This window comes from Pseudomonas sp. FP2300 (assembly GCF_030687595.1).
Lineage (GTDB): Bacteria > Pseudomonadota > Gammaproteobacteria > Pseudomonadales > Pseudomonadaceae > Aquipseudomonas > Aquipseudomonas bijieensis.
The window spans coordinates 3,796,135-3,820,607 of the sequence record NZ_CP117440.1 but is presented as its reverse complement, the minus strand read 5'-3'; the positions used below and the strand labels follow the sequence as shown (position 1 = coordinate 3,820,607).

Here is a 24,473-nt window from a genome sequence, read left to right as displayed (position 1 = left end):
CTTATTGTTGTTATCGATCAGGGGTAACGGCAGCTCACCTCGGGCTGGTCATAGCCCAGGCTGTCCATTTCATTGGTAGGGTGGAGGAAACCGTCCTGGGGCGAGGTGCTGACCAATGCCCGGGGCTGGACCAGGGGAATCGGTTGGCGCAGTTGGCCGTTCCACGGCCGGTAGCTGAGCTTGCGGCCCTTGAAACCGTCCAGGGGCAACTGGTCGCTGAGGGCCAGTTGGCGGATGGCGAACGGGTCGTCCTGACGCAACTTGCTCACCGCGCTGGCGATGCTGCGCACGGCGATCCAGGCGGCGAAGTCGCGGTCGTTCATCCAGCGTCCGGCCAGGGCTTCGAAGCGTTTTTGCAACTGCGCCGCGCCGTAGGTTTCCACGGTCTTGTGCCAACCGGTGGGCGTCAGCCCTTGGGTGCCGGCCACCGGGCGTGGGTACCAGGTCTGGTAGGGCAAGTATTCGCCGAAGTCGCCGCGCTCGTCGGCCACCAGCACCACGTCGTACTCGGCGGTCTGGGTGAACAGCGGCATGTCGGCCTGGGCGCTGCGACGCTGGTCGTTGTCGAACTGCCAGGCCTTCTCGGCGACGATCTTCATGCCGAAGCGTTTCATCGCCCGGCGTAATGCGGCGGCATAGGCCTGGTCCTCGGGCGTCTGGCCCACGATCAGCAAGGCCCGCTGCCATTTACGCACGACGCTGAATTGCACCAGGGCATCGGCGAGCATGGCGCGGTCGGGCAGGCTGTGCAGCACGTTGCCCAGGCAGTCGGTGGTACGCAGGCTGTCGTCGGGGCTGCCGGCGTTGAACAGCAGGCTGTCGGGCAGGGCGGCGCTGAGCTGGCGCAGGCTGGCGACCGGTGCGTTGACCACGAACAGCCGCAGGCCCTGGTCGTGTTGGGCGCGGGCGGCCTGGAGCAGCGCTTCGGGAGTGTCGACGCTGGCGCTTTCCAGGCGGTAGTCGTGATTGAGAAAACGTCCGGTGCTGTTGCTGTCGATGATCGCCAGTTCAGCACCGCGCAAGCCGGCATCGGCCGGTTCGGCAATGACGTTGGACAGTAGCGGGCCGGGGTCGGGGCGATAGCCCAGGTAGCCGATGCGCACTTGCAGCGGTGTGGCATCGCCAGCGTGAGCGGTTGCCGCTGCCAGCAGAGAAACCAAGGCGTAACTGACGAGCCGGCGCATGACATCCTCCATTGCGGGTAGCGCCAGCATAGGAAGCCAGGGGGGCGGGGGAAATATGTAGAAAGTACCGCCGGTGCAGTACCAAGGTAGTAACTCGCCTTGGCGGCCGGGGTTTTAGCATGCAAGGCATCGTCATTGACCAGGAGGGACGACCATGCGGATTCTCAAAGCGCTGCTGCTGCCGTTTCTGCTGATCCTGAGCCTGGTCGGCGTTGACCGGCTGGCCGGTAAAAAAATCGGGTGCAATGGACATAAAAGCTGCGGCCACCCCGTAACCCCGGTGGGAGCGAGCCTGCTCGCGATAGCGGCCTCACATCCAACATTATTGTCGACTGACCCACCGCTTTCGCGAGCAGGCTCGCTCCCACAAGGGATTTGTGTCCGGCGCGGATGTGAGTTCATCCCGGCAATGGGCCGCTAACCATGTCAGCCTTCTGGCGCATCAACCTCTGGGTGTCAGCCTTTTTCGCCCTGGTCACCCTGGCCTGTGCCGTCCTGTTGTTGCACCAAGCCACGACCGATGTGAGACGAGAACTGCAATCGGCCGAGTCGGTGGTGCATTACCTGCGCGAAACCGCCGAGCGCGACCCGGCCAGTCTCCAGATGCGCTTGACCGGTAGCCTGCGTCATGTGCGGGTCCACTGGTTGGCCCTTGGGGAGCTGTTTCCGGCGGATGAGAAAGGGATAAAGGCCTGGTTCGGGCGTCGACTCCTGGAGGACGGGCCCGTCGCCCAGGTGGTGGATTTGCCTGATGGTCGGCGGGCCTGGATTGCCGTCGATCCTCGGGATGAAATCGACGAGATTCTCGATTCATTGGTGCAACTACTGGGCGTTTGCGCCCTGGCGCTGTTGCTCAGCCTGCTGGTGATCCGCTGGGCGGTGCGCCGGGGCATGCGTTTGCTCGATGAGTTGCTGCAGGCGCTGCGTCAGGTGTCTGCCGGAAACCTGCAGGTACGCCTGGGCACTGAGGGGCTCCCGGAAGCGCAGCAACTGGCGAGGTACTTCAACCGCATGACCGCCGCCCTGGCCGAGGCCCAGGCTGACAACGCCCGGCTCACCCAGGCCTTGCTGGCGGTGCAGGAACAGGAGCGTACCCGGCTGGCCCAGACCCTGCACGATGACCTGGGCCAATACGTGGCCGGCATTCGCGCTCATGCCTGCCTGCTGCGCCTGGTGACAAACCAGCCGCAAGCGCTGGAGCAGACCGTCAGCCAGCTCGAAGACCATTGCGAGCATTTGCAGCATGGCTTCCGGGCGCTGGTGCATGACTTGTACCCGGTGGTGTTGCAGCACTTGTCGTTGAGCGATGCCATAGGGGTGTTGGCGGGGCAATGGCAAAAGACCCAGGGCATTGCCTGTCGGGTGTCGATCGATGAGGCGTTGCCGCCGTTGTCCGGTGCCGACAAGACCCATCTGTATCGCTTGTTGCAGGAAGCCCTGACCAACGTCGCCCGCCATGCGGGCGCCAGCGAGGTGCGCATTCGCCTGCAACACCGTGCCGGACGCTTGCGCCTGCTGGTGCGTGACAATGGCCGTGGGGCCACGCAACCGGCACGAGCAGGCGTTGGCTTGCACTCGATGTCCGAGCGGGCCCGCAGCCTGGGGGGCGAGTTGCGCATCATCAGCCAGCCTGGCGCCGGTTGGGCGCTGGCCTTGAATATTGCCTTGGAGGCGTGATGAACATTTTGTTGGTGGATGACCACGCGGTGGTGCGGCAGGGCTATGCCAGCCTTCTGCGGGTGTTGATGCCGGACCTGCTGGTCCGCGAAGCGGCCACCGGAGAGGAGGCCTTGAGCCTGGTGCAGGAGCAGGTGCCGCACCTGGTGATCATGGACTTCGGCCTGCCCGGTATCAGCGGCCTGGAAACCACGCGGCGATTACGCCAGCGCCTGCCGCAACTGCGCGTGCTGTTCTTCAGCATGCACGATGAATTGCCGTTGGTACGCCAGGCGCTGGACGCCGGTGCTATGGGCTACCTGACCAAGAATTCGGCGCCCCAGGTGCTGGTGGAAGCGGTACGCCGGGTGCTGGCCGGCCATGCCTACATCGAACAGTCCCTGGCCACGCAACTGGCCTGCGCCAGCTCCAGGCACGATGTCGACCCACGCCTGCAATGCATGACCCAACGGGAGTTGGAGATCTTCGTCATGCTCGCCAAGGGCACCCCCGCACGCACCATCGCCGAACAGCTGTGCATCAGCGCCAAGACCGTGTCGAACCACCTGACGCTGCTCAAGAGCAAGTTGCAGGTCAGCTCCCATGCCGAGCTGGTGCACCTGGGGATTGATATGGGGGTGGTGCGGGTGGCGGGGTGAAAACCCTCATTCCCAGGCGATGACGATCCACTGTGGCGAGGGAGCTTGCTCCCGCTGGGGTGCGAAGCGCCCCCAAAAAACGGCACCTCGGTGCATCAGGTCCATTGAGTTGACCTTATTGAGGGCTGCTTCGCAGCCCAGCGGGAGCAAGCTCCCTCGCCACAGGGTTTATGTGCTCCAGAGCCTTCACTGATCCCAGGAAGTCGGGCACCCCGTACAACCCTGCATGTTCGCATCCTGAAAATTCCCGTAATGCTGACGAGAGCCACTGAGGTTGGCCTGTTCCAGGTTGCTTTCGCCGAGTTTGGCTTCTTGCAGGTTGGCGTCACGCAGATCGGCGCCCTTGAGGTCGGCCTTGCTCAGCCAGGCCATTTCCAGGTCAGCGGCTTGCAGGTTGGCCTCGTGCAGTCGCGCGCCGGACAAGCGAGCGAACTGAAGATAGGCTGCGGTCAGGTCGGCACGCTGGAACTGCGCACCCTGGGCGAACAAGCCCCAACCCTGGATCGCCTTGAGCGTCGCGCCAGTGAAATCCGCCAGGCGCAGGTTGCTTTGTTGCAGGCTGGCACGGGTCAGGTTGGCGCCCTGTAGCTGGGCTTTTTCAAGGTTGGCCAGGTCCAGTCGCGCATGGCGCAGGTCGGCGTTGCGCAGGTCGGCACCGCTGAGGTTCATTTTGCGCAGGTCCTGGTTCGCCAGTTTTGCGCCACGCAGGTTGGCGCCGGGGCATTGACTGGCTTCGGCGATGAGGCAGCCGTTGATGGTCAGAGGTGTTTCGGTGTCGTCAGCGTTGGCATGGGTAATGATCAGCAGGAGCACAACAGGCAAATATTTCATGGCTGGAACTCGGTAACTGTGGGAGCGAGCCTGCTCGCGATCGCGGTGGTTCAGCCTGCATTGATATTGACTGACACTCCGCGATCGCGAGCAGGCTCGTTCCCACAGGGGATTGTGGTGTGGCTCCGCCCCGTGATGCAGTCGGAGCCCAGGTTGGAGCAGTTATTTCTGCGCCGTCGCCTTATCCCAACTCGGAATTTTGAACACCCAGAACGACCCGCCCTGGGCAACCGGCTTGGTCAGTTCGGCCATGTCGCCGCCCCACAACGGCACGGCGCCGCCGTAGCCGACGGTCACGCCGATGTACTGCTCGCCGTCCTGCTCCCAGGTGATGGGCGGGGAGACGATGCCGCTGCCGGTCTGGAATTTCCACAGCTCCTGGCCGGTCTTGGCGTCGAAGGCCTTGAAGAAACCATCGCCGGTACCGGTGAACACCAGGTTGCCCTTGGTCGCCAGCACGCCGGCCCACAACGGCAGTGCTTCCTTGTGCTCCCAGACCACTTTGCCGGTGGTGGGGTTCATCGCCCGCAGGCTGCCGACGTGATCGTCGTACATGCGCTTGATGCGAAAGCCCATGCCCAGGTAGGCCGAACCCTTCTTGTAGTTCACTTCCTCGGTCCAGTATTCCTCTTTCCATTGGTTGCCAGGGACGTAGAACAGCCCGGTGTCCTGGCTGTAGGCCATGGGGTTCCAGTTCTTGCCGCCGAGGAAGGGCGGCGAGACTTCCACCGGTTTGCCCTTGGTTTCGCCGGGCAATGGCTTGGCCGGACGTTGGCCGGGATTTTCCACTGGGCGACCGGTCTTCAAGTCGATGTGGCTGGCCCAGGTGATGTTGTCGACGAAGGGGAAGGCGTTCTGCAGCTTGCCGTTGTTGCGGTCCACCACGTAGAAGAAACCGTTGCGGTCCGCGTGGGCGGTGGCCTTGACCACCTTGCCGTCCTTGTCCTTGTAGTCGAACAGCACCAACTCGTTGTTGCCGGAGAAGTCCCAGGCGTCGTTGGGCGTGTGTTGGTAGAACCACTTCACCTCGCCGGTGCTCGGGTCGACACCGACCTGGCCGGAGGTGTAGAGGCTGTCGTAATCGTGAGGGTTGCCATCCTTGGCCGTGCGCGCCCAGGTGTTCCACGGGCCGGGGTTGCCCGCGCCGACGATGATGGTGTTGGTCTCGGCGTCGAAACTGGCGCTCTGCCAAGGTGCGCCGCCGCCGTGGCTCCAGGCTTCGACCTTGCCGGTTTCAGTGGTCTTGTCGTCGGGCCAGGACGGCGCCTTGACGTCGCCGGTCGGCGTACTGTCCTTGCCGTTGAGGCGGCCCATGTGGCCTTCGACGAAGGGGCGCATCCAGACTTCTTCGCCGGTGTCCGGGTCGCGGGCAAACAGTTGCCCGACCACACCGAACTCGTCGCCGGAACTGCCGTGGATCAGCAGCACCTTGCCACTGGTCTTGTCCTTGATCAGCACCGGGGCGCCGGTCATGGTGTAGCCGCCGGCGTGGTCGCCGAACTTCTTGTTCCACACCACCTTGCCGGTGTTCTTGTCCAGGGCGACCACCCGCGCATCCAGGGTGCCGAAGTAGATCTTGTCGCCATAGATGGCCGCGCCGCGGTTGACCACGTCGCAGCACGGGCGAATGTTGTCCGGCAGCCGGTGGTTGTAGGTCCACAGGCGCTTGCCGGTCTTGGCGTCGAGGGCGAACACCCGCGAATACGAGCCGGTGACGTACACCACGCCGTCGCTGACGATGGCCTGGGACTCCTGGCCGCGCTGCTTCTCGTCGCCAAACGAGTAGGACCAGGCCGGGGTCAGTTTGAACACGTTCTTGTCGTTGACCTGGGCCAGCGGGCTCCAGCGCTGGGCGTTGGTGCCCATGCCGTATTGCAGCACGTCCTTGGTGGTCAGGTGATCGTTGGCGATGTCTTCCCAGGTGACGGCAGCGCTGGCCACGGGGCTCAGCGACAGACTACCGGCCAGCAGCAAGGCAACGGTCAAGGAAGAGAGGGCGGGTAGCGTTTTTATTCTCATGGTGGCAGTTCCCAGTGAAAGGTTTTGGCCTGACTAGGGTGAGTCGCGCCATGGCCTGGCCGATACGGAAAAAGTCCCGCCTTCGCCGGGAAGACTTCCCGAACCGCCTGTCTTTGCGACCTGCGTCGGATGGCTTGCTACCAAGGAACTAGAACGCGGCCACCAAAGCAGCATTCGGCTGGGGCAGAGGGGTTCCTAAGATGACGGCACGGCTTCTTCACAGAGGTCTTGCGTGCAATCCAGAGGGCATAACAATGACAACTAAACGCAACGCCATCATCGCTACCGCACTGCTGATGGGGCTGATCGGCGCAGGCTCCGCATGGGCCCATGGCAACGTAGTGCCCCAGGCAGTGGAAACCAAGGGTCTGACCCCGATCAAGGACGCCAACTTGCCGTTGGACGCTGATGGGTGGGCTTCCCAGAACCCGTATCGCAACTCCCCCGAGCGTGACAAAGCCGTGGAAATCGGCGCCTCGGCCTACAACCAGAACTGCGCGGCTTGCCATGGCCTGGAGGCCAAGTCCGGCGGGATCGCCCCGGACCTGCGCATGCTTGACGCCGCCGAAGCCGGCGATGAGTGGTTTGTCGAGCGCGTCCGCCACGGCGCGGTGCGCGACGGCCGGGTCTACATGCCGAAAATGGCCGATTACCTGAGTCAGGAAGCTTTGTGGGCGGTGCGCACCTATCTCGACAGCGTGCACGTCGAGGAGTGATCGCCATGCGCCTGTTCGCGTGGGTAATGTGCAGCTTGCTCTTGTGTGGCCAAGCGGTGCAGGCGCAGGTGCGCAGTTACGACCAGATGATCGCCGCCGGGGAGTTGAAGGTGGCGGTCTACAAGGACTTCGCGCCCTACAGTTTCGAAGACCACGGCCAACCCAGGGGTGTGGACGTGGAGCTGGCCCAGGCCTTGGCCAAGGCGCTTGGCGTGCGCTTGCAATTGATCTGGGCACCGCCTGGCGAAAAGCTCGACGACGATCTGCGTGATTACATCTGGCGCAGCAGCCCGCTGCACGATCGGCAATTGGCCGACTTGATGATGCGTGTGCCCTACGATCACGACTACGTGCAAAGGCGCAACGACATCGGTGAGCTGGAAAATGCCCAGGTGGTGATGTTCGGGCCTTATCAGCAAGAGTGCTGGCAGGTGGCATATGACCGCCGCCGACTGGATTCGGTGGGCAGCGTCGCGGTGTTCCAGCAACACCCCATTGGCGTTGAAGTCGACAGCGTGCCGTCGTTCTACCTGACGTCAGTGTTCAACGGCATGCTCAGCGCCAAGACCCACCATTATCCCGGTGTCGGCCAGGCCTTCAAGGCCATGCAGGCCGGGGAGGTGGACGCCGTCATGGCCATGCGTGGGGAAATCGACTGGCAGGTGCACGAGGCGGCCGATCCGCAACTGGCGCTGGCGGAAAATGCCTACCCGAACATGGGCAAGCAACGCTGGGAAATCGGCATGGCGGTGCACGAAAGCAACCGTCAGTTGGCCTATGCGGTGGAAGAGGCGCTGGAAGGCTTGATCCGCGACGGCAGCGTCAAGACGGTCTATGCCCATTACGGCCTGCGTTACGACGTGCCCGAGATGTACCAATAGGAGCGCAGGGATGAAATGGCTCGTGTGGTGCCTGCTGTGGTGCAGTCTGCCGATGATCGCGTGGGCGGCTGTCGAGCCAGGCAAGGATCCGGTGCCGTCGGTGATGTGGGCCTTTTATCACAAGCAACTGTTGGGCGACGCGCCGTTCGTGTTCGACGACCGGGTGCGGCTGCTGGCACCACCCTTTGCCGAAGACGCTCGCCAGGTTCCACTGGAAATCGATGCCCGGGCCTTTACCGGCGACGTCGTACGAGTGTTGGCCTGGGCCGAGCTGAACCCGTTGCCGAAAATCGTCGACTTCCAACCCGGAGCGCGGGTGCTGCCCTGGCTGTCGATCCGCATTCGTATCGAACAAGCCACCCCGCTGCGCGCGGCGGTGCAGACCCGCGATGGCCTGTGGCACGTCGGTTCGACCCTGATCGATGCCGCCGGTGGTGGCTGCACCGCACCCAGCGTAGTGCGCACCCAACCGGGTTGGGAGGAGCATTTGGGCGAGGTGCTGGGGGCCCGCTATCCCCGGGGCGAGTCGAGCCGCCTGCGCCTGCAGGTGGCCCATCCGATGGATAACGGCCTGGTGAGCGGCATCCCGGAATTCTTCCTCAACCAGGCGCAACTGCTGGACGCCGACGGCCAGGTCCTGGCGCGCCTGGAGTTGTTCCCGGCAGTCAGCGAAAACCCCAACCTGGGTTTCGACATCCAAGGCCCCGGGCAGACCCGCCTGTTGCTGCACGATAACAGCGGCAATGCGTTCGAAGCGGCGATTCCCTGACTACAAGGAGCGCGCCATGCGCTGGTTGTTGCTGATCTTCCTGAGTCTGTGTCTACCGACGTGGGCCGGAACAGACTATTCGCTCAAGCCTCGGCAGATCGCCGAAGGCACCTGGCTGCTGGAAGGCAGCACCGAGAATTTTGCCAAGGCCAACGGCGGCAACATCGTCAACACCGCGTTCATTGTCACCGATGCCGGCGTGGTGGTGATCGACACCGGGCCGTCGAAGCGCTACGGCGAGGCGCTGCGCCAGGCCATTGCCGCGACCACCGATAAGCCAATCATCCAGGTCTTGCTGACTCATCATCACCCCGACCATGTACTGGGCAATCAGGCTTTCAGTGACGCGCCCATCGGGGCCCTGGCGGGCACCACGGACCTGCTGCGGCAACAGGGCGATGCGCTGGCGGAAAACATGTACCGGCTGGTGGGCGACTGGATGCGCGGCACCGAGGTGGTGTTGCCAACCCAGGTGCTGGAGCCCGGTGTGTTGAAGGCGGGTAACCATACCTTGCGACTGCTGCAACTGGCCGGGCACACCGGGGCCGACCTGGCGATCTTCGACGAAACCACTGGCGTGCTGTTCGCCGGCGACCTGGTGTTCTACGAACGCGCTTTGACCACTCCCAACAGTCCGGGACTCGAAGTCTGGCTCAGGGATCTGGACACCTTGCAGGCCTTGCCCTGGAAGCAGATCGTGCCCGGCCACGGCCCGGTCGCGACCGATGCCCGGCCTTTCTTGCAGATGCGCGACTACCTGGGCTGGCTCGACCAACTGATGCGCGACGGCGCGGCCCGGGGCGACGACATGGCCGAGATGATCCGCAGCCCCATTCCTGAGCGCTTTGCCGGGATCAGCCTGAGTCGTTATGAGTTGATTCGCAGCGTCAGTCATCTCTATCCACGTTACGAGCGGGCGGGGATGAAGCGGGTGGACACCCAACCCGAATGATTCAGGCTGTCCCGTGGCGAGGGAGCTTGCTCCCGCTGGGCTGCGCAGCAGCCCCTGTTATCAGTCACTCTGGCCATCAATATTGGCTGGGCTATTTTCAGGGCCGCTGCGCGCCCCAGCGGGAGCAAGCTCCCTCGCCACGGGGGGGGGGGCGCTGCTCCTCCACATGTACCAAGGAACTAGAAAACTCAACACAGCGGGCAATTGTTGGCAGCGGCCCCGAGCCCAAGAATCTGTGGCAGACCGGGAAAAATTCCCGGGTATAACAATAACCGCAGAGGTAGCCGTCATGAGTCATCCCGCACGTCGCCAACCCTTCGCCGTGAGCCTGCTGCTCAGTGCCATGCTGCTGTCCGGTTCGGCCCTTGCAGCCGTGACCGATCAGGAAATTCTCCAGGACCCGAAAAACCCGCAACAGGTCGTGACCAACGGCCTGGGTGTCCAGGGCCAGCGCTACAGCCCGCTCGATACCCTCAATGTCAATAACGTCAAGGACCTGCGCCCGGTCTGGGCGTTCTCCTTCGGCGGCGAAAAGCAGCGTGGCCAGCAAGCCCAGCCGATGATCAAGGACGGGGTGATGTACCTCACCGGTTCTTACTCGCGGGTATTCGCGGTGGACGCGCGCACCGGCAAGAAACTGTGGCAGTACGATGCGCGCCTGCCCGATGACATCCGCCCTTGCTGCGACGTGATCAACCGTGGCGTGGCGCTGTATGGCGACCTGGTGTTCTTCGGCACTCTCGACGCCAAGCTGGTGGCCCTGAACAAGGACACCGGCAAAGTGGTGTGGAGCAAGAAAGTGGCCGACCACAAGGAAGGCTACTCCATCAGCGCCGCGCCGTTGATCGTCAACGGCAAGCTGATCACGGGCGTGGCCGGTGGCGAGTTCGGCGTGGTAGGCCAGATCAGCGCCTATGATCCGAAAAATGGCGAACTGCTCTGGACCCGTCCAACCGTGGAAGGCCACATGGGCTATGTCTACAAGGACGGCAAGGCGGTCGAGAACGGTATTTCCGGCGGCGAGGCCGGCAAGACCTGGCCGGGCGATCTCTGGAAAACCGGCGGTGCCGCGCCTTGGCTGGGTGGCTACTACGACCCGGAAACCAACCTGCTGCTGTTCGGCACCGGCAACCCGGCACCGTGGAACTCCCACCTGCGTCCTGGCGACAATCTCTATTCTTCGTCGCGCCTGGCCCTGAACCCGGACGACGGCACCATCAAGTGGCACTTCCAAAGCACGCCTCATGACGGCTGGGACTATGACGGCGTCAACGAACTGATCTCGTTCAACTACAAGGACGGTGGCAAGGACATCAAGGCAGCGGCCACCGCCGACCGTAACGGCTTCTTCTACGTGCTCGACCGCACCAACGGCAAGTTCATCCGTGGCTTCCCGTTTGTCGACAAGATCACCTGGGCCACTGGCCTGGACAAGGACGGTCGGCCGATCTACAACGAGGCCAGCCGTCCGGGCGCGCCGGGCAGCGAAGCGAAGGGCAGCTCGGTATTCGTGGCACCGGCCTTCCTCGGCGCGAAAAACTGGATGCCGATGGCCTATAACCAGGACACCGGGTTGTTCTACGTGCCATCCAACGAGTGGGGCATGGACATCTGGAACGAAGGCATCGCCTACAAGAAAGGCGCGGCGTTCCTTGGCGCCGGTTTCACCATCAAGCCGCTGAACGAAGATTACATCGGCGTGCTGCGGGCCATCGACCCCAAGACCGGCAAGGAAGTCTGGCGCCACAAGAACTTCGCGCCGCTGTGGGGCGGGGTGCTGACCACCAAGGGCAACCTGGTGTTCACCGGTACGCCTGAAGGCTTCCTGCAAGCGTTCAACGCCAAGACCGGGGAAAAGGTCTGGGAATTCCAGACTGGTTCCGGCGTGCTCGGCTCGCCCATCACCTGGGAAATGGACGGCGAGCAATACGTCTCCGTGGTCTCTGGCTGGGGCGGCGCGGTGCCGTTGTGGGGCGGCGAAGTGGCCAAGCGCGTGAAGGACTTCAACCAGGGCGGCATGCTTTGGACCTTCAAGTTGCCAAAGGACTTGGTGGCCAAGCGCTGAGCTGAATCTGGGGCGGGTGCAGCCCTTGTGGCGACTGCTCTGTGGGAGCAAAGCTTGCTCGCGATGCAGTCGCCTCGGTTACCTGAGAGACCGCATCGCCTTCATCGCGGGCAAGCCTTGCTCCCACAGGGGCGATGCGTCGTTTCACCAAAAAACCTCGTCCCAATGCTTGAAACCTACGACCAAATAACGAGAGTCCCCCCTGCCAACGACGCATTCGTCCGGCTGGCGGGGCTCTCTACCATCGGCCTATCGCCTGTCCCGTGACAGGCATCGACCAGGCAGAGGCCCATCATGATCTACGCACAACCCGGAACCCCAGGCGCCGTCGTTTCCTTCAAACCGCGTTATGGCAATTTCATCGGCGGCGAATTCGTCGCGCCGGTCAATGGCGAGTACTTCACCAACACGTCCCCGGTCAACGGCGAAGTCATCGCCGAGTTCCCACGCTCCAGCGCCGCCGACATCGACAAGGCCCTGGATGCCGCCCACGCCGCAGCCGACGCCTGGGGCAAGACCTCGGTGCAGGACCGTTCCCTGGTGCTGCTGAAAATCGCCGACCGTATCGAGCAGCACCTGGAAGTCCTCGCCATCAGCGAGACCTGGGACAACGGCAAGGCCGTGCGCGAAACCCTCAATGCCGACGTACCGCTGTCGGCTGACCATTTCCGTTACTTCGCCGGCTGCATTCGCGCCCAAGAGGGCGGGGCCGCCGAGATCAACGAACTGACCACGGCCTATCATTTCCATGAGCCGCTGGGTGTGGTCGGGCAGATCATCCCGTGGAACTTTCCGCTGCTGATGGCCGCCTGGAAACTCGCCCCGGCCCTGGCCGCAGGTAACTGCATCGTGCTCAAGCCGGCGGAGCAGACGCCGCTGTCGATCACGGTCTTCATCGAACTGATCGCCGACCTGCTGCCTCCCGGTGTGTTGAACATCGTCCATGGTTTCGGCCGCGAAGCCGGCGAAGCCCTGGCCACCAGCAAGCGCATTGCCAAGATCGCCTTCACCGGTTCCACCCCGGTCGGCTCGCACATCATGAAATGCGCCGCCGAGAACATCATCCCGTCCACCGTGGAGCTGGGCGGCAAGTCGCCGAACATCTTCTTCGAAGACATCATGCAGGCCGAGCCAGCCTTCATCGAAAAAGCCGCCGAAGGCCTGGTGCTGGCGTTCTTCAACCAGGGCGAAGTCTGCACCTGCCCATCCCGCGCCCTGGTGCAGGAGTCGATCTATGCGCCGTTCATGGCCGAGGTGATGAAGAAAATCGCCAAGATCAAGCGCGGCAACCCACTGGATACCGAGACCATGGTCGGTGCCCAGGCTTCCCAGCAGCAATACGACAAGATCCTCTCCTACCTGGAAATCGCCCGGGAAGAGGGCGCCGAACTGCTGACCGGCGGTGCGGCCGAGCATCTGGAGGGCGACTTGTCGAGTGGCTATTACATCCAGCCGACCCTGCTCAAGGGGCATAACAAGATGCGTGTGTTCCAGGAGGAGATCTTCGGCCCGGTGGTGGGCGTGACCACCTTCAAGGACGAAGCCGAAGCCCTGGCCATCGCCAACGACACCGAGTTCGGCCTGGGCGCCGGCCTGTGGACCCGCGACATCAACCGTGCCTACCGCATGGGCCGGGCGATCAAGGCCGGTCGCGTCTGGACCAACTGCTACCACCTGTACCCGGCGCACGCCGCGTTCGGTGGCTACAAGAAGTCCGGCGTGGGCCGTGAGACGCACAAGATGATGCTCGACCACTACCAGCAGACCAAGAACCTGCTGGTGAGCTACGACATCAATCCGTTGGGGTTCTTCTGATTCCCCGAAAACGTAACTGACCGAACCTGGTGGCGAGGGAGCTTGCTCCCGCTGGGGCGCGAAGCGCCCCCTTCTTCAAGGCATTGCGTTTGAGTGCTTAATGATTACTTTGGGGCTGCTGCGCAGCCCAGCGGGAGCAAGCTCCCTCGCCACAGGTGTTCGTTTTTCCAGTAGTACCAACGCACCCCACCCACCGCTTCGAAAGTAGCATTCGAACGCCGGGTACAGCGTGCATTAATGACTTGCCGGAATCGCCCGGTACAAGAAGAGGAAAGACCCATGTGGACTAAACCCGCGTACACCGACCTGCGTATTGGCTTTGAAGTGACGATGTACTTCGCCAACCGATGAGTGCCGGCCCGGCCTGGAGCGTTCAGGCCGGGCTACCCATTGGTCTGATTGCATTCACAGCGGGATGCTTTAGGCTCAAGGTATTCCCAGACAATAACAACAGGCTTACCGATGAGCCACGTACCTGAAAAAATGAGCCTCAGCCCGCTGCGCAAGTTCGTTTCCCCTGAAATCATGTTCGGTGCCGGTTGTCGGCACAATGTCGGCAATTACGCCAAGACCTTCGGTGCACGCAAGGTGCTGATCGTCACCGATCCCGGGGTCATCGCCGCCGGTTGGGTGGCTGACGTCGAAGCCAGTCTCCAGGCCCAAGGCATCGATTACTGTGTCTACAGCGCGGTCTCGCCCAATCCGCGGGTCGAGGAAGTGATGCTCGGTGCCGACCTTTACCGGGAAAACCATTGCGATGTCATCGTCGCGGTGGGTGGTGGCAGCCCGATGGATTGCGGTAAAGGCATCGGCATCGTCGTTGCCCATGGCCGCAACATTCTTGAGTTCGAAGGCGTCGATACCCTGCATGTACCCAGTCCGCCGCTGATCCTTATTCCCACCACGGCGGGGACGTCGGCTGACGTGTCGCAGTTCGTGATCATTTCCAACCAGCAAGAACGAATGAAGTTTTCCATCGTCAGCAAGGCGGCGGTACCGGATGTATCGCTGATCGACCCGGAAACCACCCTGAGCATGGACCCGTTCCTGTCCGCCTGTACCGGCATCGACGCCTTGGTACATGCCATCGAGGCCTTCGTGTCCACCGGCCACGGCCCGCTGACCGACCCCCATGCGCTGGAAGCGATGCGCCTGATCAACGGCAACCTGGTGCAAATGATCGCCAACCCGGCGGACATCGCCCTGCGGGAAAAGATTATGTTGGGCAGCATGCAGGCCGGGTTGGCGTTCTCCAACGCGATTCTCGGTGCAGTTCACGCGATGTCCCATAGCCTGGGCGGTTTCCTCGATTTACCCCATGGCTTGTGCAACGCGGTCCTGGTGGAGCATGTAGTGGCGTTCAACTACAACTCGGCGCCGGACCGTTTCAAGGTGATTGCCGAGACGCTGGGCATCGATTGCCGAGGGCTCAACCACCGGCAGATCCGCACCCGGTTGGTGGAGCACCTGATTGCCCTCAAGCACACCATCGGCTTTCACGAGACCCTGGGCCTGCATGGCGTGAGCACCTCGGACATTCCGTTCCTGTCGCAACATGCGATGGATGACCCGTGCATCCTTACCAATCCTCGGGAGTCGAGCCAGCGGGATGTCGAGGTCGTCTATGGCGAAGCCCTCTGACGAGCAGCAAAAAGCCCTGGCCGGGCTGCTGGGGCTGGGCAACCATTCAACGCGCAAGAGTCACTACCCGGAACTGGCGGCGCGCCTCGATGAGCTGGAACAGGCCCGGCAACACCTGCAACAGCTCAATGATCAGCTGGAGCAGCGAGTGGCCGAGCGCACCGATGCGTTGCTGGAGGCCAACCACAACCTGCAGCAGCAGATCGCCCAGCGCGAGTTGATCGAACAGCAGTTGCGCGATGCCCGGGACGCCGCCCAGGCCGCCAATCGCAGCAAGGACAAATACCTGGCCGCCGCCAGTCATGATCTGTTGCAGCCACTCAACGCGGCCCGCCTGCTGATCGCCACGTTGCGCGAACGCCAGTTGCCTACCGCCGAGCATGTGCTGGTGGAACGGACCCATCAGGCGCTCGAAGGGGCCGAAGATCTGCTCACCGACCTGCTGGACATCTCCCGGCTGGATCAAGCCGCCGTCAAGCCCGACCTGGCGCCGTATCGGCTGGATGAGTTGCTGGGGCCACTGGTTTCAGAGTTTCAATCGGTGGCCGGCGCCGCCGGATTGGACCTGCGGGCGCGGTTTGGCGACGAAGCGGTGCTGACCGATTTGCGCTTGATCAGCCGTATCCTGCGCAACCTGCTGAGCAACGCCTGCCGCTATACCGATCAGGGCGGTATTCTCCTGGCGGCCCGGCGCCGGGGAGGGCAATTGAGCATTGAAGTCTGGGATACCGGGCGTGGCATCGCTGCCGATTGCCTGGAGTCGATTTTCCTTGAATTCAACCAGCTCGACGTCGGCCGGGCGGCGGACCGCAAAGGCGTGGGCCTGGGGCTGGCGATTGTCGAACGCATCGCCCACATCCTCGGCTATCGGGTCCAGGTACGCTCTCGGCCGGGACGTGGTTCGGTGTTCAGCATCGAGGTGCCGCTGTCCAGCGAAAAGCCCCTGCCCGTGTCGCTGCTCCCCGTACAGGCGGTTGCCGGCAACCCGCTGCCAGGGCGGCGTTTGTTGGTAATCGACAACGAATTGAGCATTTTGCAAAGCATGGCTGCGCTGTTGGGGCAGTGGGGCTGCGAAGTGTTGACCGCCACCGACGAAGCGGGCGCCCTCGACGTGCTACAAGAACGCGCGCCGGAGTTGATCCTGGCGGATTTCCACCTGGATCATGGGGTCGTGGGCTGTGAAGTGGTCAAGCACCTGCGCGAGCATTTCCAGCAGGCGATCCCCGCAGTGATCATCACCGCCGACCGCAGCGACCAATGCCGCCGCGCCCTGCGCAAACTGGGTGCGCCGCTGCTCAACAAACCGGTCAAGCCTGGCAAGTTGCGGGCGGTGTTGAGCCAGATGCTCGGGTAGCGGCCCTCTTAAAGAGCACCGAAATCGCAACTACCACAAATCCTTGTGGGAGCGAGCCTGCTCGCGATAGTAGTTTCATGTTATGTTATCCGCTTTCGTTTGGCAGGGATTCTCATTCCTCGCCTTGCACGGACCAACGACCTTCCATCCGAGTAATGCCATGAGCCTACCTTCAAGCATGACGAGCCCGTCCGGCGTCATCGCGCCTTTACTTGTAACCAGCGCCGCCAAGACCCATGTGCGCATGCTTGCCATCGATGCCCTGCGCGGTTTCGTCATGTTGCTGATGCTGGTGGATCACGTTCGCGAGACATTCCTGCTGCATCGTCAGGTCACCGACCCCATCGATGCGCTCAGCGTGACCCCGGACCTGTATTTCACCCGTCTGCTCAGTACGCTCTGTGCCCCGGTCTTCATTTTCCTCACCGGTTTGTCGGCCTGGCTCTACAGCCAGAAACATACCGCCGGCCAGACCTCGTTGTTCCTGCTCAAGCGTGGCTTGTTCCTGGTCTTCCTGGAATTGACCTTCGTGTGTTTCGCCTGGAACGCCGAGTTCCCGCCCAAGACCCTGTGGCTGCAAGTGATCTGGTGCATTGGCATCTGCATGATCGTCCTGGCCGCGTTGCTGCACCTCAAGCGCAGTTGGCTGATCGTCCTCGGCGTTGCCATCGTCGCCGGGCACAATCTGTTGGACGGTGTGGTGCTGGGGCCAGACTCTCCGTTTTTCGTGCCGTGGTCGATTCTTCATCAACGGGCGTTCATCGATATCACCGAGTTCACCCGGGCCCGCACCACGTATCCGGTGCTGCCGTGGATTGGCGTGATCCTGCTGGGCTGGGCCATCGGGCCGTGGTTTGGCAAGGACGTTGAACCCGCCGTGCGCCTGCGGCGGTTGTTCAAGACGGGCCTGGGCCTGCTGCTGGCCTTTGTGCTCATCCGTTACCTGAACGTATACGGCGATAAACCCTGGGTCCAGACCGGCGATGCGCTGCGCACCTTCATGAGCTTCATGAGCGCGACGAAGTATCCGCCGTCGCTGATGTTCCTGATGCCGACCCTGGGAATAGGGCTGATGTTGCTGGCTCTCTTTGAAAAAGCCCAGGAGCGGGGTGTTATTGCGCTGTTGGCGATCTATGGCGGCGCACCGATGTTCTTTTACCTGCTGCACCTTTACGTGCTCAAGGCCCTGTACCTGATCGCAGTTGCCATCTGGGGCACCAACCAGGGTACTTATTTCGGGTTCGATGATTTACCCATGGTGTGGTTGTGGAGTGTGTTACTGGGTGTCGTGCTGTTTTTTCCGACCCGTTGGTTCGCCGGGTTCAAGCAACGGCGGCGTGATATCGCGATCCTCAAGTATCTTTGACCCACAGGGGCTCTGGACGCGCGAACGGTGCCGATCAGGGCTATTAAAATGCCGTCATTTGGTCGGCGTTTTTGCCATGAATGTAAAAAGACGCTTCGGTCTGTTTATTTCCTTATGTAAACTGCCCCCCGCTGCGACAATCGGGCACGGCCACGCCAGGCCCGATCAACACCGTTCGCAGCGTCCCTCACCCCAGCTGAAGCCAAGACCTACAAGAAGTCAGCGCCGGAGAGACATAAACGAGAGGCCGACGTATCGCTCGGCCCTGTAGGTCCATCCTCCAGTCCGTCTCGATACCCATCCTGCTGGCGTTGCCGGTGGCCGATGAGGTCTATCCTTGACCAGGGCAGGTGGACGGAATGGCGTTCATCCTAGGGATACACACATGTTGAAGAAAACACACACGGCGCTACTGGGCCTGGCGATGGCGATGGGTCTTGCGACCACGCACGCCGCCGAGCCAAAAAAAGTGGATGTCTTGCTCATTGGTGGGGGCATCATGAGCTCGACACTCGGCGTCTGGCTCAATGAGCTGGAGCCGGGCTGGACCATGGAAATGGTCGAGCGCCTGGACGGTGTTGCCGAAGAGAGCTCCAACGGCTGGAACAATGCCGGTACCGGTCACTCCGCGCTGGCCGAGCTGAACTACACGCCGGAAGACAAGAACGGCAAGGTCGATATCTCCAAGGCCATCGAAATCAACGAAGCCTTCCAGATCTCCCGTCAGTTCTGGTCCTGGCAGGTCAAGAACGGTGTGTTGAAGAACCCGCGTTCGTTCATCAACTCCACGCCGCACATGAGCTTTTTGTGGGGCGACGAGAACATCGCGTTCCTGAAGAAACGCTACGAAGCCCTCCAGGCCAGCCCGTTGTTCGCGGGCATGCAGTACTCCGAAGATCGCGAGCAGATCAGCAAGTGGGTTCCGCTGATGATGCAAGGGCGTGACCCGAGCCAGAAAGTCGCGGCCACCTGGAGTCCACTGGGCACCGACGTGAACTTCGGCGAAATCACGCGTCAATTCGCAGCTTATCTGCAAACCAAGCCGAACTTCTCCCTCAAGCTGTCCAGCGAAGTGGAAGACATCACCCGCAACGAAGACGGCACCTGGCGCGTTTCCTACAAGAACCTGAAAGACGGTACCGAAACCGAGACCGACGCCAAGTTCGTGTTCATTGGCGCTGGCGGCGGTGCCTTGCATCTGCTGCAGAAGTCCGACATCCCGGAAGCGCGTGAATACGCAGGTTTCCCGGTGGGTGGTTCGTTCCTGGTCACCGAAAATCCGACCGTTGCCCAGTTGCACCTGGCCAAGGCGTACGGCAAGGCTTCGGTCGGCGCACCGCCGATGTCGGTTCCACACCTGGACACCCGAGTGCTGGACGGCAAGCGCGTAATCCTGTTTGGCCCGTTCGCAACGTTCTCCACCAAGTTCCTGAAGAACGGTTCGTACTTCGACCTGCTGACCAGCACCACCACCCACAACGTGTGGCCGATGACCAAGGTCGGTATCGAACAGTACCCACTGGTCGAGTACCTGGCCGGTCAACTGATGCTGTCGGATGAAGACCGTTTTGCCGCCTTGAAGGAATACTTCCCGGAAGCCAAGCAGGAAGACTGGCGCCTGTGGCAGGCTGGCCAGCGCGTGCAGATCATCAAGCGTGACGAAGAGAAGGGCGGCGTGCTGAAACTCGGTACCGAAGTGGTCGCTTCCCAGGACGGCAGCATCGCCGGCCTGCTGGGTGCTTCGCCAGGCGCCTCGACCGCTGCGCCGATCATGCTGACCGTGCTTGAGAAGGTCTTCAAGGACAAGGTCGCCAGCCCGGCCTGGCAGGAAAAACTGCGCCAGATCGTGCCGAGCTACGGCACCAAGCTCAACGATAGCCCTGAGCGTGTTGCCCAGGAATGGGCCTACACCAGCGAGGTCCTGCAACTGGATCCGCCGCCAGCGATCGGCAAGCCAGGGACCCCTGCGGCACCGGCCAAGCCGGCTGCTGCCCGCGAAGCCAATCCAGCGGCTGACATGGCGCTGTAAACCGGACACTGTCTGGTGAGGTACAAGAACGCCGCTCATTGAGCGGCGTTTTTTTTGCTCCCATCACAAGCCGCTCGGGCGTATACCGACACCCACTGTGCGGGCTTGCTCGCGAAGACGGCAGCCCATTCAACATCCCCTCCAACTGACCCACCGCCTTCGCGAACAAGCCTGCTCCCACAGAACGCCTGAGGCGAGCATCAGATCTGAAAACACCCGAGAATCCCTGTGGGAGCGAGCCTGCTCGCGAAGACGGTAGCCCATTCAACATCCCGCCAACTGACCCAACGCCATCGTGATCGCGAGCAGGCTCGCTCCCACCAAACCTCACGCTCCATACCCTTCCAAATGAAGCTTTCATGACAAAAGTTCGGTAGCACATCGCCATTCCCGTCATGCCTGTGTGACGTGTTCGAGGGGACCTTTCAGGTCGTTTGGAGCCGGGGCGCGAAGCCGGGAGTGAGGCGATGGGGACTATGGAACGTTATTCGAAAGTAGGCATGCAGGAGCTTGACCAGCGGCTGTCGAAGATCGTCGAGGCGGCGCGCAAGCAGCCGGTCTCGGTGTATCGCTACGGCGCGCCGTGGGTCTGGATCGTTTCCCAGGATGACTGGCAGGGCGCGCTCAAGGAAGTGTCCAGCTACATCCCGCAGGGCCATTCACTGGTGTTGCTGCGGCCGCAGATCGATGACCTGCTGGATGAGCATCGCGAGGTGCTGCAAGGCCTCAACGCCAGCGCCCAGATGCTGATCGCGCCGCAAACCGCCATGCACATCCTCCTGCTGCAACTGCTCTATTCAGTGCCCAGCGAGCAGCAACTCTACGAACAACTCAACTACAACCTGCTGTTCCGCTGGTTCGTCGGCCTGGACCTGAACCAGAAGGTCTGGAGCTTCAACGTCCTGAGCAAAGACCTCGCCACGCTGCTGGGCGACGCGCGGGCGGTGCGGCTCATCCAGAAAATCATTGGTGAAGTGTTCTGTGGCGCCTTGCTGCAAATGCCGGAGTTCTCCTTGAATTTCGCGCTGCTGCATACCTGGCTGGCCCGGCATGCCACGACATCGACCGCTAGCAATTGAGCCGTACTTTGAATTCAGGGGGTGGTGTGGAGCATTTCTTCAAATCGCGGCCGGCGCTGTGGGGCTGGCTGCTGTTGGCGGTCGGGGGGCCGTCGGCATTCGCCGCAGAAGGAGGGCAGGGGGCCGAAGCGGCGCCGGTTCGCCTGGTGGACGTGAACGAGTATTTCGTGCGTGGCAACACCGTGCTCGATGCCCGGGCCATCGAAGAAGCGGTGTATCCGTTCCTCGGCCCGCAAAGGGCCTTGAGCGACATCGAAGGCGCCCGGGAAGCGCTGCAAAAGGCCTATCAGGCGCGCGGTTATCAATCGGTGTTCGTCGAGTTGCCAGAGCAGAAGGTCGAAGACGGCATCGTCTACCTGCAAGTCAGCGAAACCAAGGTCGGTCGGGTGCGCGTGGTGGGGGCCAAGCACTATTCGCCCGTGGAAATCCGTGACGACGTGCCGGCGCTCAAGGAAGGCGAGGTACCGGATTTCGCCCAGGTCCAGGCGGAACTGGCGCAGTTGAACAAGACCCCGGGGCGCCAGGTCATGCCGCTGGTACGCGAAGGCCAGCGCCCCGGAACCATGGACGTCGATTTGCAGGTCGAAGACCAGAACCCCTGGCAAGCCAGCCTGGGGCTGAACAACGACTACAGCGCCGACACCGAAAAACTGCGTACGGTCGCGAGCCTGGGCTACAACAACCTCTGGCAATTGGGCCACAGCGTTTCGCTGACTTTCTTTACCGCCCCCCAGGACACCGAAAACGCCAAGGTCTGGTCGGGTTCCTACACCGCGCCGCTGAGCGAACGCTGGAGCGTGCAGTTCTCGGGTTACCAATCCGACAGCAACGTGGCGACCGTCGGCGGCAGCAACGTGTTGGGCAAAGGGCATTCCTACGGGGTGTCGGCGATCTACAGCCTGCCGTCCAGCGGAGCATGGGCCAACAGCTTTTCGGTCGGGGTGGACTTCAAGGATTTCGACGAGGAGCTCAACCTCGGCGGCGCCAGCGACAAGGCACCGCTCAAGTACGCGCCATTCACCTTTGCCTACAACGGCTTTCGCTACACCGAAAACAGCCAGTTGGGCCTCGGCCTGAGCCTGGTGGCGGGTACGCGTAGCCTGCTGGGCTATGGCAGTACCGACGAAGAGTTCGACTACAAGCGCTATCGCGCCAGCCCCAGCTTCGCTGTGCTCAAGGGCGACGGCAATTACACCTTCACCTTCGCCAACGATTGGCAAACCGCCTCCAAGGCCGCTTTCCAACTGGCCTCCGGGCCGCTGGTTTCCAACGAACAATTCTCCGCCGGCGGCGCCACCTCGGTACGCGGCTATCTGGCTGCCGAGCGCACCGGGGACGACGGCTACTTGCTGTCCCAGGAGCTGCGCACTCCGTCGCTGGCCAAGTTTCTCGGCAGCTATGTCCAGGAGTGGCGCTTCTATGCCTTCGCCGAAGGCGCGCAGTTGTACCTGCGCGACGAACTGCCCGATCAGGAAGCCGATTACAGCCTCGCCAGCGTCGGCCTCGGCACCCGCGCGAGCCTGAGCAAATGGCTGTCCGGCAGCCTCGACTGGGGCTATCCGCTGCTCGAAGGGCCGAACACCTCGAAACAGGAATCGCGCCTGCACTTCAACCTGCAAGCGACGTTTTGAACCCAGGAGTCATGTCCATGCAACGCTTACTGTTATCCCTGTTTATCTGCCTGGGGCTGGTGCTTCCGGCGACCGCCAACGCCTGGTGGCAGGACGACTGGCACTATCGCAAACAGATTTCGGTGGACACCACGCCCCAGGGCGCCGCCATCGCCCAGGCCCTGGGACGCACCGCGTTGCTGGTGCGCCTGCACACCGGCAACTTCACCTTCGACGGCGTCAAGGACGACGGCTCGGACCTGCGCTTCGTCAGTGCCGACGACAAGACCGTGCTCAACCACCAGATTGAAAGCTTCGATCCGCTGATGGGTATGGCGCTGATCTGGGTCGATGTGCCGAGCGTGGAGGGCGGTCAGCGTCAGGACCTGTGGATGTATTACGGCAACCAGAAGGCGCCGGCCACAGGCAGCGGCCAGTTGACCTTCGACCCGGATTACACCGCGCTGTACCACTTCGACGGCGCCACCGGCGTACCGCCCAAGGACACCACGGCCTACGGCAACAACGCCCAGGGCGCGACCGGCACCAGCATTGACGGCGTGATCGGGCGTGCCTTGCAGTTCAACGGCCAGCCGCTGCTGTTGCCCGCCAGCCCTTCGTTGCAACACAGTGCCGGCGCGGCATTCACCTTCAGCACCTGGCTGCGCCAGGACCAGGCCAGCGGCGAGCAGATCGTCCTGGCCCGTCGCGAAGCCGCCACCAGTCTGTTGGTGGGCGTAAACCAGGGTGTGCCGTTCGTGGCGATCAATGACCAGCGCGCGGTCTCGACCCAACCGCTGAATCCCGGCCAATGGCAGCACTTGGCGTTGACCGCCTCGGGCGACCGGGTCGTGCTGTATGTCAATGGACGTGAAGCCGCCAGCCTGGCGCTGGCGATGCCGGCGTTCAATGCGCCGATTGCCTTGGGTGCTGACGTTTCCGCCGGTGCTTTCGCGCCTTTCAGCGGGGCCATGGACGAAGCGCGGTTGTCCAAGGTCGCCCGCCCGGCGCCGTTGCTATTGGCCGACGCCAATGCCCAGGGCGCCGAATCGAAACTGGTGGCCTACGGGGTCGATGAAGAACAGTCCGGCTTCGGTTTCGGCAGCCTGGGTTTCCTGCTCAAGGCCGTGCCGCTGGACGCTTGGGTGATCATTGGGGTGCTGGTGCTGATGATGTTCCAGTCGTGGATCATCATGATCCGCAAGAACCGCATGGTCAGCCGTCTCAGCGCGGCCAACGAAGCGTTTCGCGAGCAGTTCGCCAGGATCGGCACGCGCCTGGAAATGTTCGCCGACGACCAGGACCTCGCCCAGCGCCTGCAACACTCGTCGCTGTGGCGCCTGTACCTGGTGGCCGTCAAGGAAATCCGCACCCGTCGTGAGCAGGGCGCTGATACCTCGTCGGTGTCCGCCGCCACCATCGAGGCGATCCGCTGCTCCATGGACGGCGTGCGCACCCGGGAAAACCAGCAACTGAGTTCGAAGCTCTCGACCCTGTCCAACGCCATTGCCGGCGGCCCCTACATTGGTCTGCTCGGCACGGTATTGGGGATCATGGTGGTGTTCCTCGGCACGGCGATGGCCGGTGACGTCAACATCAACGCCATCGCCCCGGGCATGGCCGCAGCCTTGCTCGCTACCGCCATGGGCCTGTTCGTCGCGATTCCTGCGCTGTTTGGCTACAACCGCCTGATCACCCGCAACAAGGAAGTCAGCGCCGACATGCGGGTTTTCGTCGACGAGTTCATCACGCGCCTGGCGGAAATGCACGGCGAAGGCCAGTCCGGTGAAGCGGCGCAGCGCCGCAACCATCACGCCCAATCGTCCGTACCGGCCTGAGGAAATCGC

At 62.5% G+C, this 24,473-nt stretch carries 20 protein-coding genes; 17 read left to right on the top strand and 3 right to left on the bottom strand.

Going from position 1 to position 24,473, the window contains the following annotated elements; all coding sequences use genetic code 11:
* Window positions 1-17 precede the first annotated feature (17 nt).
* Entirely contained in the window at window positions 18-1,184 is a 1,167-nt protein-coding gene (locus tag PSH86_RS16885) for an ABC transporter substrate-binding protein (protein ID WP_163858452.1), read from the bottom strand.
* Window positions 1,185-1,338: 154 nt separating this feature from the next.
* Here PSH86_RS16885 and PSH86_RS16880 point away from each other — a divergent pair, with 154 nt between their 5' ends.
* The 3 genes from PSH86_RS16880 to PSH86_RS16870 are packed head-to-tail and all read left to right on the top strand — an operon-like array spanning window position 1,339 to window position 3,499.
* Window positions 1,339-1,605 (top strand): hypothetical protein, encoded by a 267-nt coding sequence (locus PSH86_RS16880; RefSeq protein ID WP_109754250.1) that lies wholly within the window; start codon window positions 1,339-1,341, stop codon window positions 1,603-1,605.
* Between the two features lie 2 nt (window positions 1,606-1,607).
* The gene (locus tag PSH86_RS16875) at window positions 1,608-2,861 is read left to right on the top strand and encodes a histidine kinase (RefSeq protein WP_305483763.1); all 1,254 of its coding nucleotides are present in this window, start codon (window positions 1,608-1,610) and stop codon (window positions 2,859-2,861) included.
* Window positions 2,861-3,499, top strand: coding sequence for a response regulator transcription factor (locus PSH86_RS16870; RefSeq protein WP_109754248.1), 639 nt, complete (start codon window positions 2,861-2,863; stop codon window positions 3,497-3,499). Before PSH86_RS16875 ends, PSH86_RS16870 begins: the two co-directional genes overlap by 1 nt.
* Before the next feature lie 186 nt (window positions 3,500-3,685).
* Here PSH86_RS16870 and PSH86_RS16865 read toward each other — a convergent pair whose 3' ends face one another.
* Window positions 3,686-4,330, bottom strand: a complete 645-nt coding sequence (locus tag PSH86_RS16865; RefSeq protein WP_232200904.1) for a pentapeptide repeat-containing protein — start codon at window positions 4,328-4,330, stop codon at window positions 3,686-3,688.
* Between the two features lie 162 nt (window positions 4,331-4,492).
* The gene (gene exaA / locus PSH86_RS16860) at window positions 4,493-6,349 is read right to left on the bottom strand and encodes a quinoprotein ethanol dehydrogenase (protein ID WP_232200903.1); all 1,857 of its coding nucleotides are present in this window, start codon (window positions 6,347-6,349) and stop codon (window positions 4,493-4,495) included.
* A gap of 254 nt (window positions 6,350-6,603) precedes the next feature.
* On the opposite strand from exaA, the gene pedF reads away from it, so the two are divergent.
* From pedF to PSH86_RS16790, 14 genes are all read left to right on the top strand, one after another.
* Window positions 6,604-7,065 (top strand): cytochrome c-550 PedF, encoded by a 462-nt coding sequence (gene pedF / locus PSH86_RS16855; protein ID WP_109754245.1) that lies wholly within the window; start codon window positions 6,604-6,606, stop codon window positions 7,063-7,065.
* A 5-nt stretch (window positions 7,066-7,070) separates the two neighbouring features.
* Window positions 7,071-7,946, top strand: coding sequence for an ABC transporter substrate-binding protein (locus tag PSH86_RS16850; RefSeq protein ID WP_134924505.1), 876 nt, complete (start codon window positions 7,071-7,073; stop codon window positions 7,944-7,946).
* Window positions 7,947-7,956: 10 nt separating this feature from the next.
* Complete coding sequence (locus PSH86_RS16845; RefSeq protein ID WP_116832540.1) at window positions 7,957-8,715, top strand: quinoprotein dehydrogenase-associated SoxYZ-like carrier; 759 nt, start codon at window positions 7,957-7,959, stop codon at window positions 8,713-8,715.
* A gap of 16 nt (window positions 8,716-8,731) precedes the next feature.
* Window positions 8,732-9,667, top strand: coding sequence for a quinoprotein relay system zinc metallohydrolase 1 (locus tag PSH86_RS16840; RefSeq protein WP_305483762.1), 936 nt, complete (start codon window positions 8,732-8,734; stop codon window positions 9,665-9,667).
* A 289-nt stretch (window positions 9,668-9,956) separates the two neighbouring features.
* Entirely contained in the window at window positions 9,957-11,732 is a 1,776-nt protein-coding gene (locus PSH86_RS16835) for a PQQ-dependent methanol/ethanol family dehydrogenase (protein WP_109754241.1), read from the top strand.
* Window positions 11,733-12,026: 294 nt separating this feature from the next.
* Window positions 12,027-13,547, top strand: a complete 1,521-nt coding sequence (locus PSH86_RS16830) for an aldehyde dehydrogenase family protein (protein ID WP_116832538.1) — start codon at window positions 12,027-12,029, stop codon at window positions 13,545-13,547.
* A 279-nt stretch (window positions 13,548-13,826) separates the two neighbouring features.
* Window positions 13,827-13,898, top strand: a complete 72-nt coding sequence (pqqA, locus tag PSH86_RS16825) for a pyrroloquinoline quinone precursor peptide PqqA (protein WP_003243383.1) — start codon at window positions 13,827-13,829, stop codon at window positions 13,896-13,898.
* 132 nt (window positions 13,899-14,030) lie between these two features.
* On the top strand, window positions 14,031-15,188 hold the full coding sequence (ercA, locus tag PSH86_RS16820; RefSeq protein WP_109754282.1) for an alcohol dehydrogenase-like regulatory protein ErcA: 1,158 nt from the start codon (window positions 14,031-14,033) through the stop codon (window positions 15,186-15,188).
* A complete protein-coding gene (locus tag PSH86_RS16815; protein WP_109754239.1) occupies window positions 15,172-16,542 on the top strand; it encodes a hybrid sensor histidine kinase/response regulator in 1,371 nt (456 codons plus the stop codon). The genes ercA and PSH86_RS16815 overlap by 17 nt, the downstream gene beginning before the upstream one ends.
* A 160-nt stretch (window positions 16,543-16,702) precedes the next feature.
* Window positions 16,703-17,908 (top strand): DUF1624 domain-containing protein, encoded by a 1,206-nt coding sequence (locus PSH86_RS16810; RefSeq protein ID WP_305483761.1) that lies wholly within the window; start codon window positions 16,703-16,705, stop codon window positions 17,906-17,908.
* A 385-nt stretch (window positions 17,909-18,293) separates the two neighbouring features.
* Window positions 18,294-19,937: a malate dehydrogenase (quinone) gene (gene mqo, locus PSH86_RS16805; protein WP_109754237.1), complete on the top strand. Its 1,644-nt coding sequence runs from the start codon at window positions 18,294-18,296 to the stop codon at window positions 19,935-19,937.
* 476 nt (window positions 19,938-20,413) lie between these two features.
* Window positions 20,414-21,016: a transposase gene (locus PSH86_RS30610; protein ID WP_116832535.1), complete on the top strand. Its 603-nt coding sequence runs from the start codon at window positions 20,414-20,416 to the stop codon at window positions 21,014-21,016.
* Window positions 21,017-21,084: 68 nt separating this feature from the next.
* A complete protein-coding gene (locus tag PSH86_RS16795; protein ID WP_370873815.1) occupies window positions 21,085-22,647 on the top strand; it encodes a ShlB/FhaC/HecB family hemolysin secretion/activation protein in 1,563 nt (520 codons plus the stop codon).
* A gap of 17 nt (window positions 22,648-22,664) precedes the next feature.
* Entirely contained in the window at window positions 22,665-24,464 is a 1,800-nt protein-coding gene (locus tag PSH86_RS16790) for a DUF2341 domain-containing protein (RefSeq protein ID WP_116832533.1), read from the top strand.
* Window positions 24,465-24,473 lie beyond the last annotated feature (9 nt).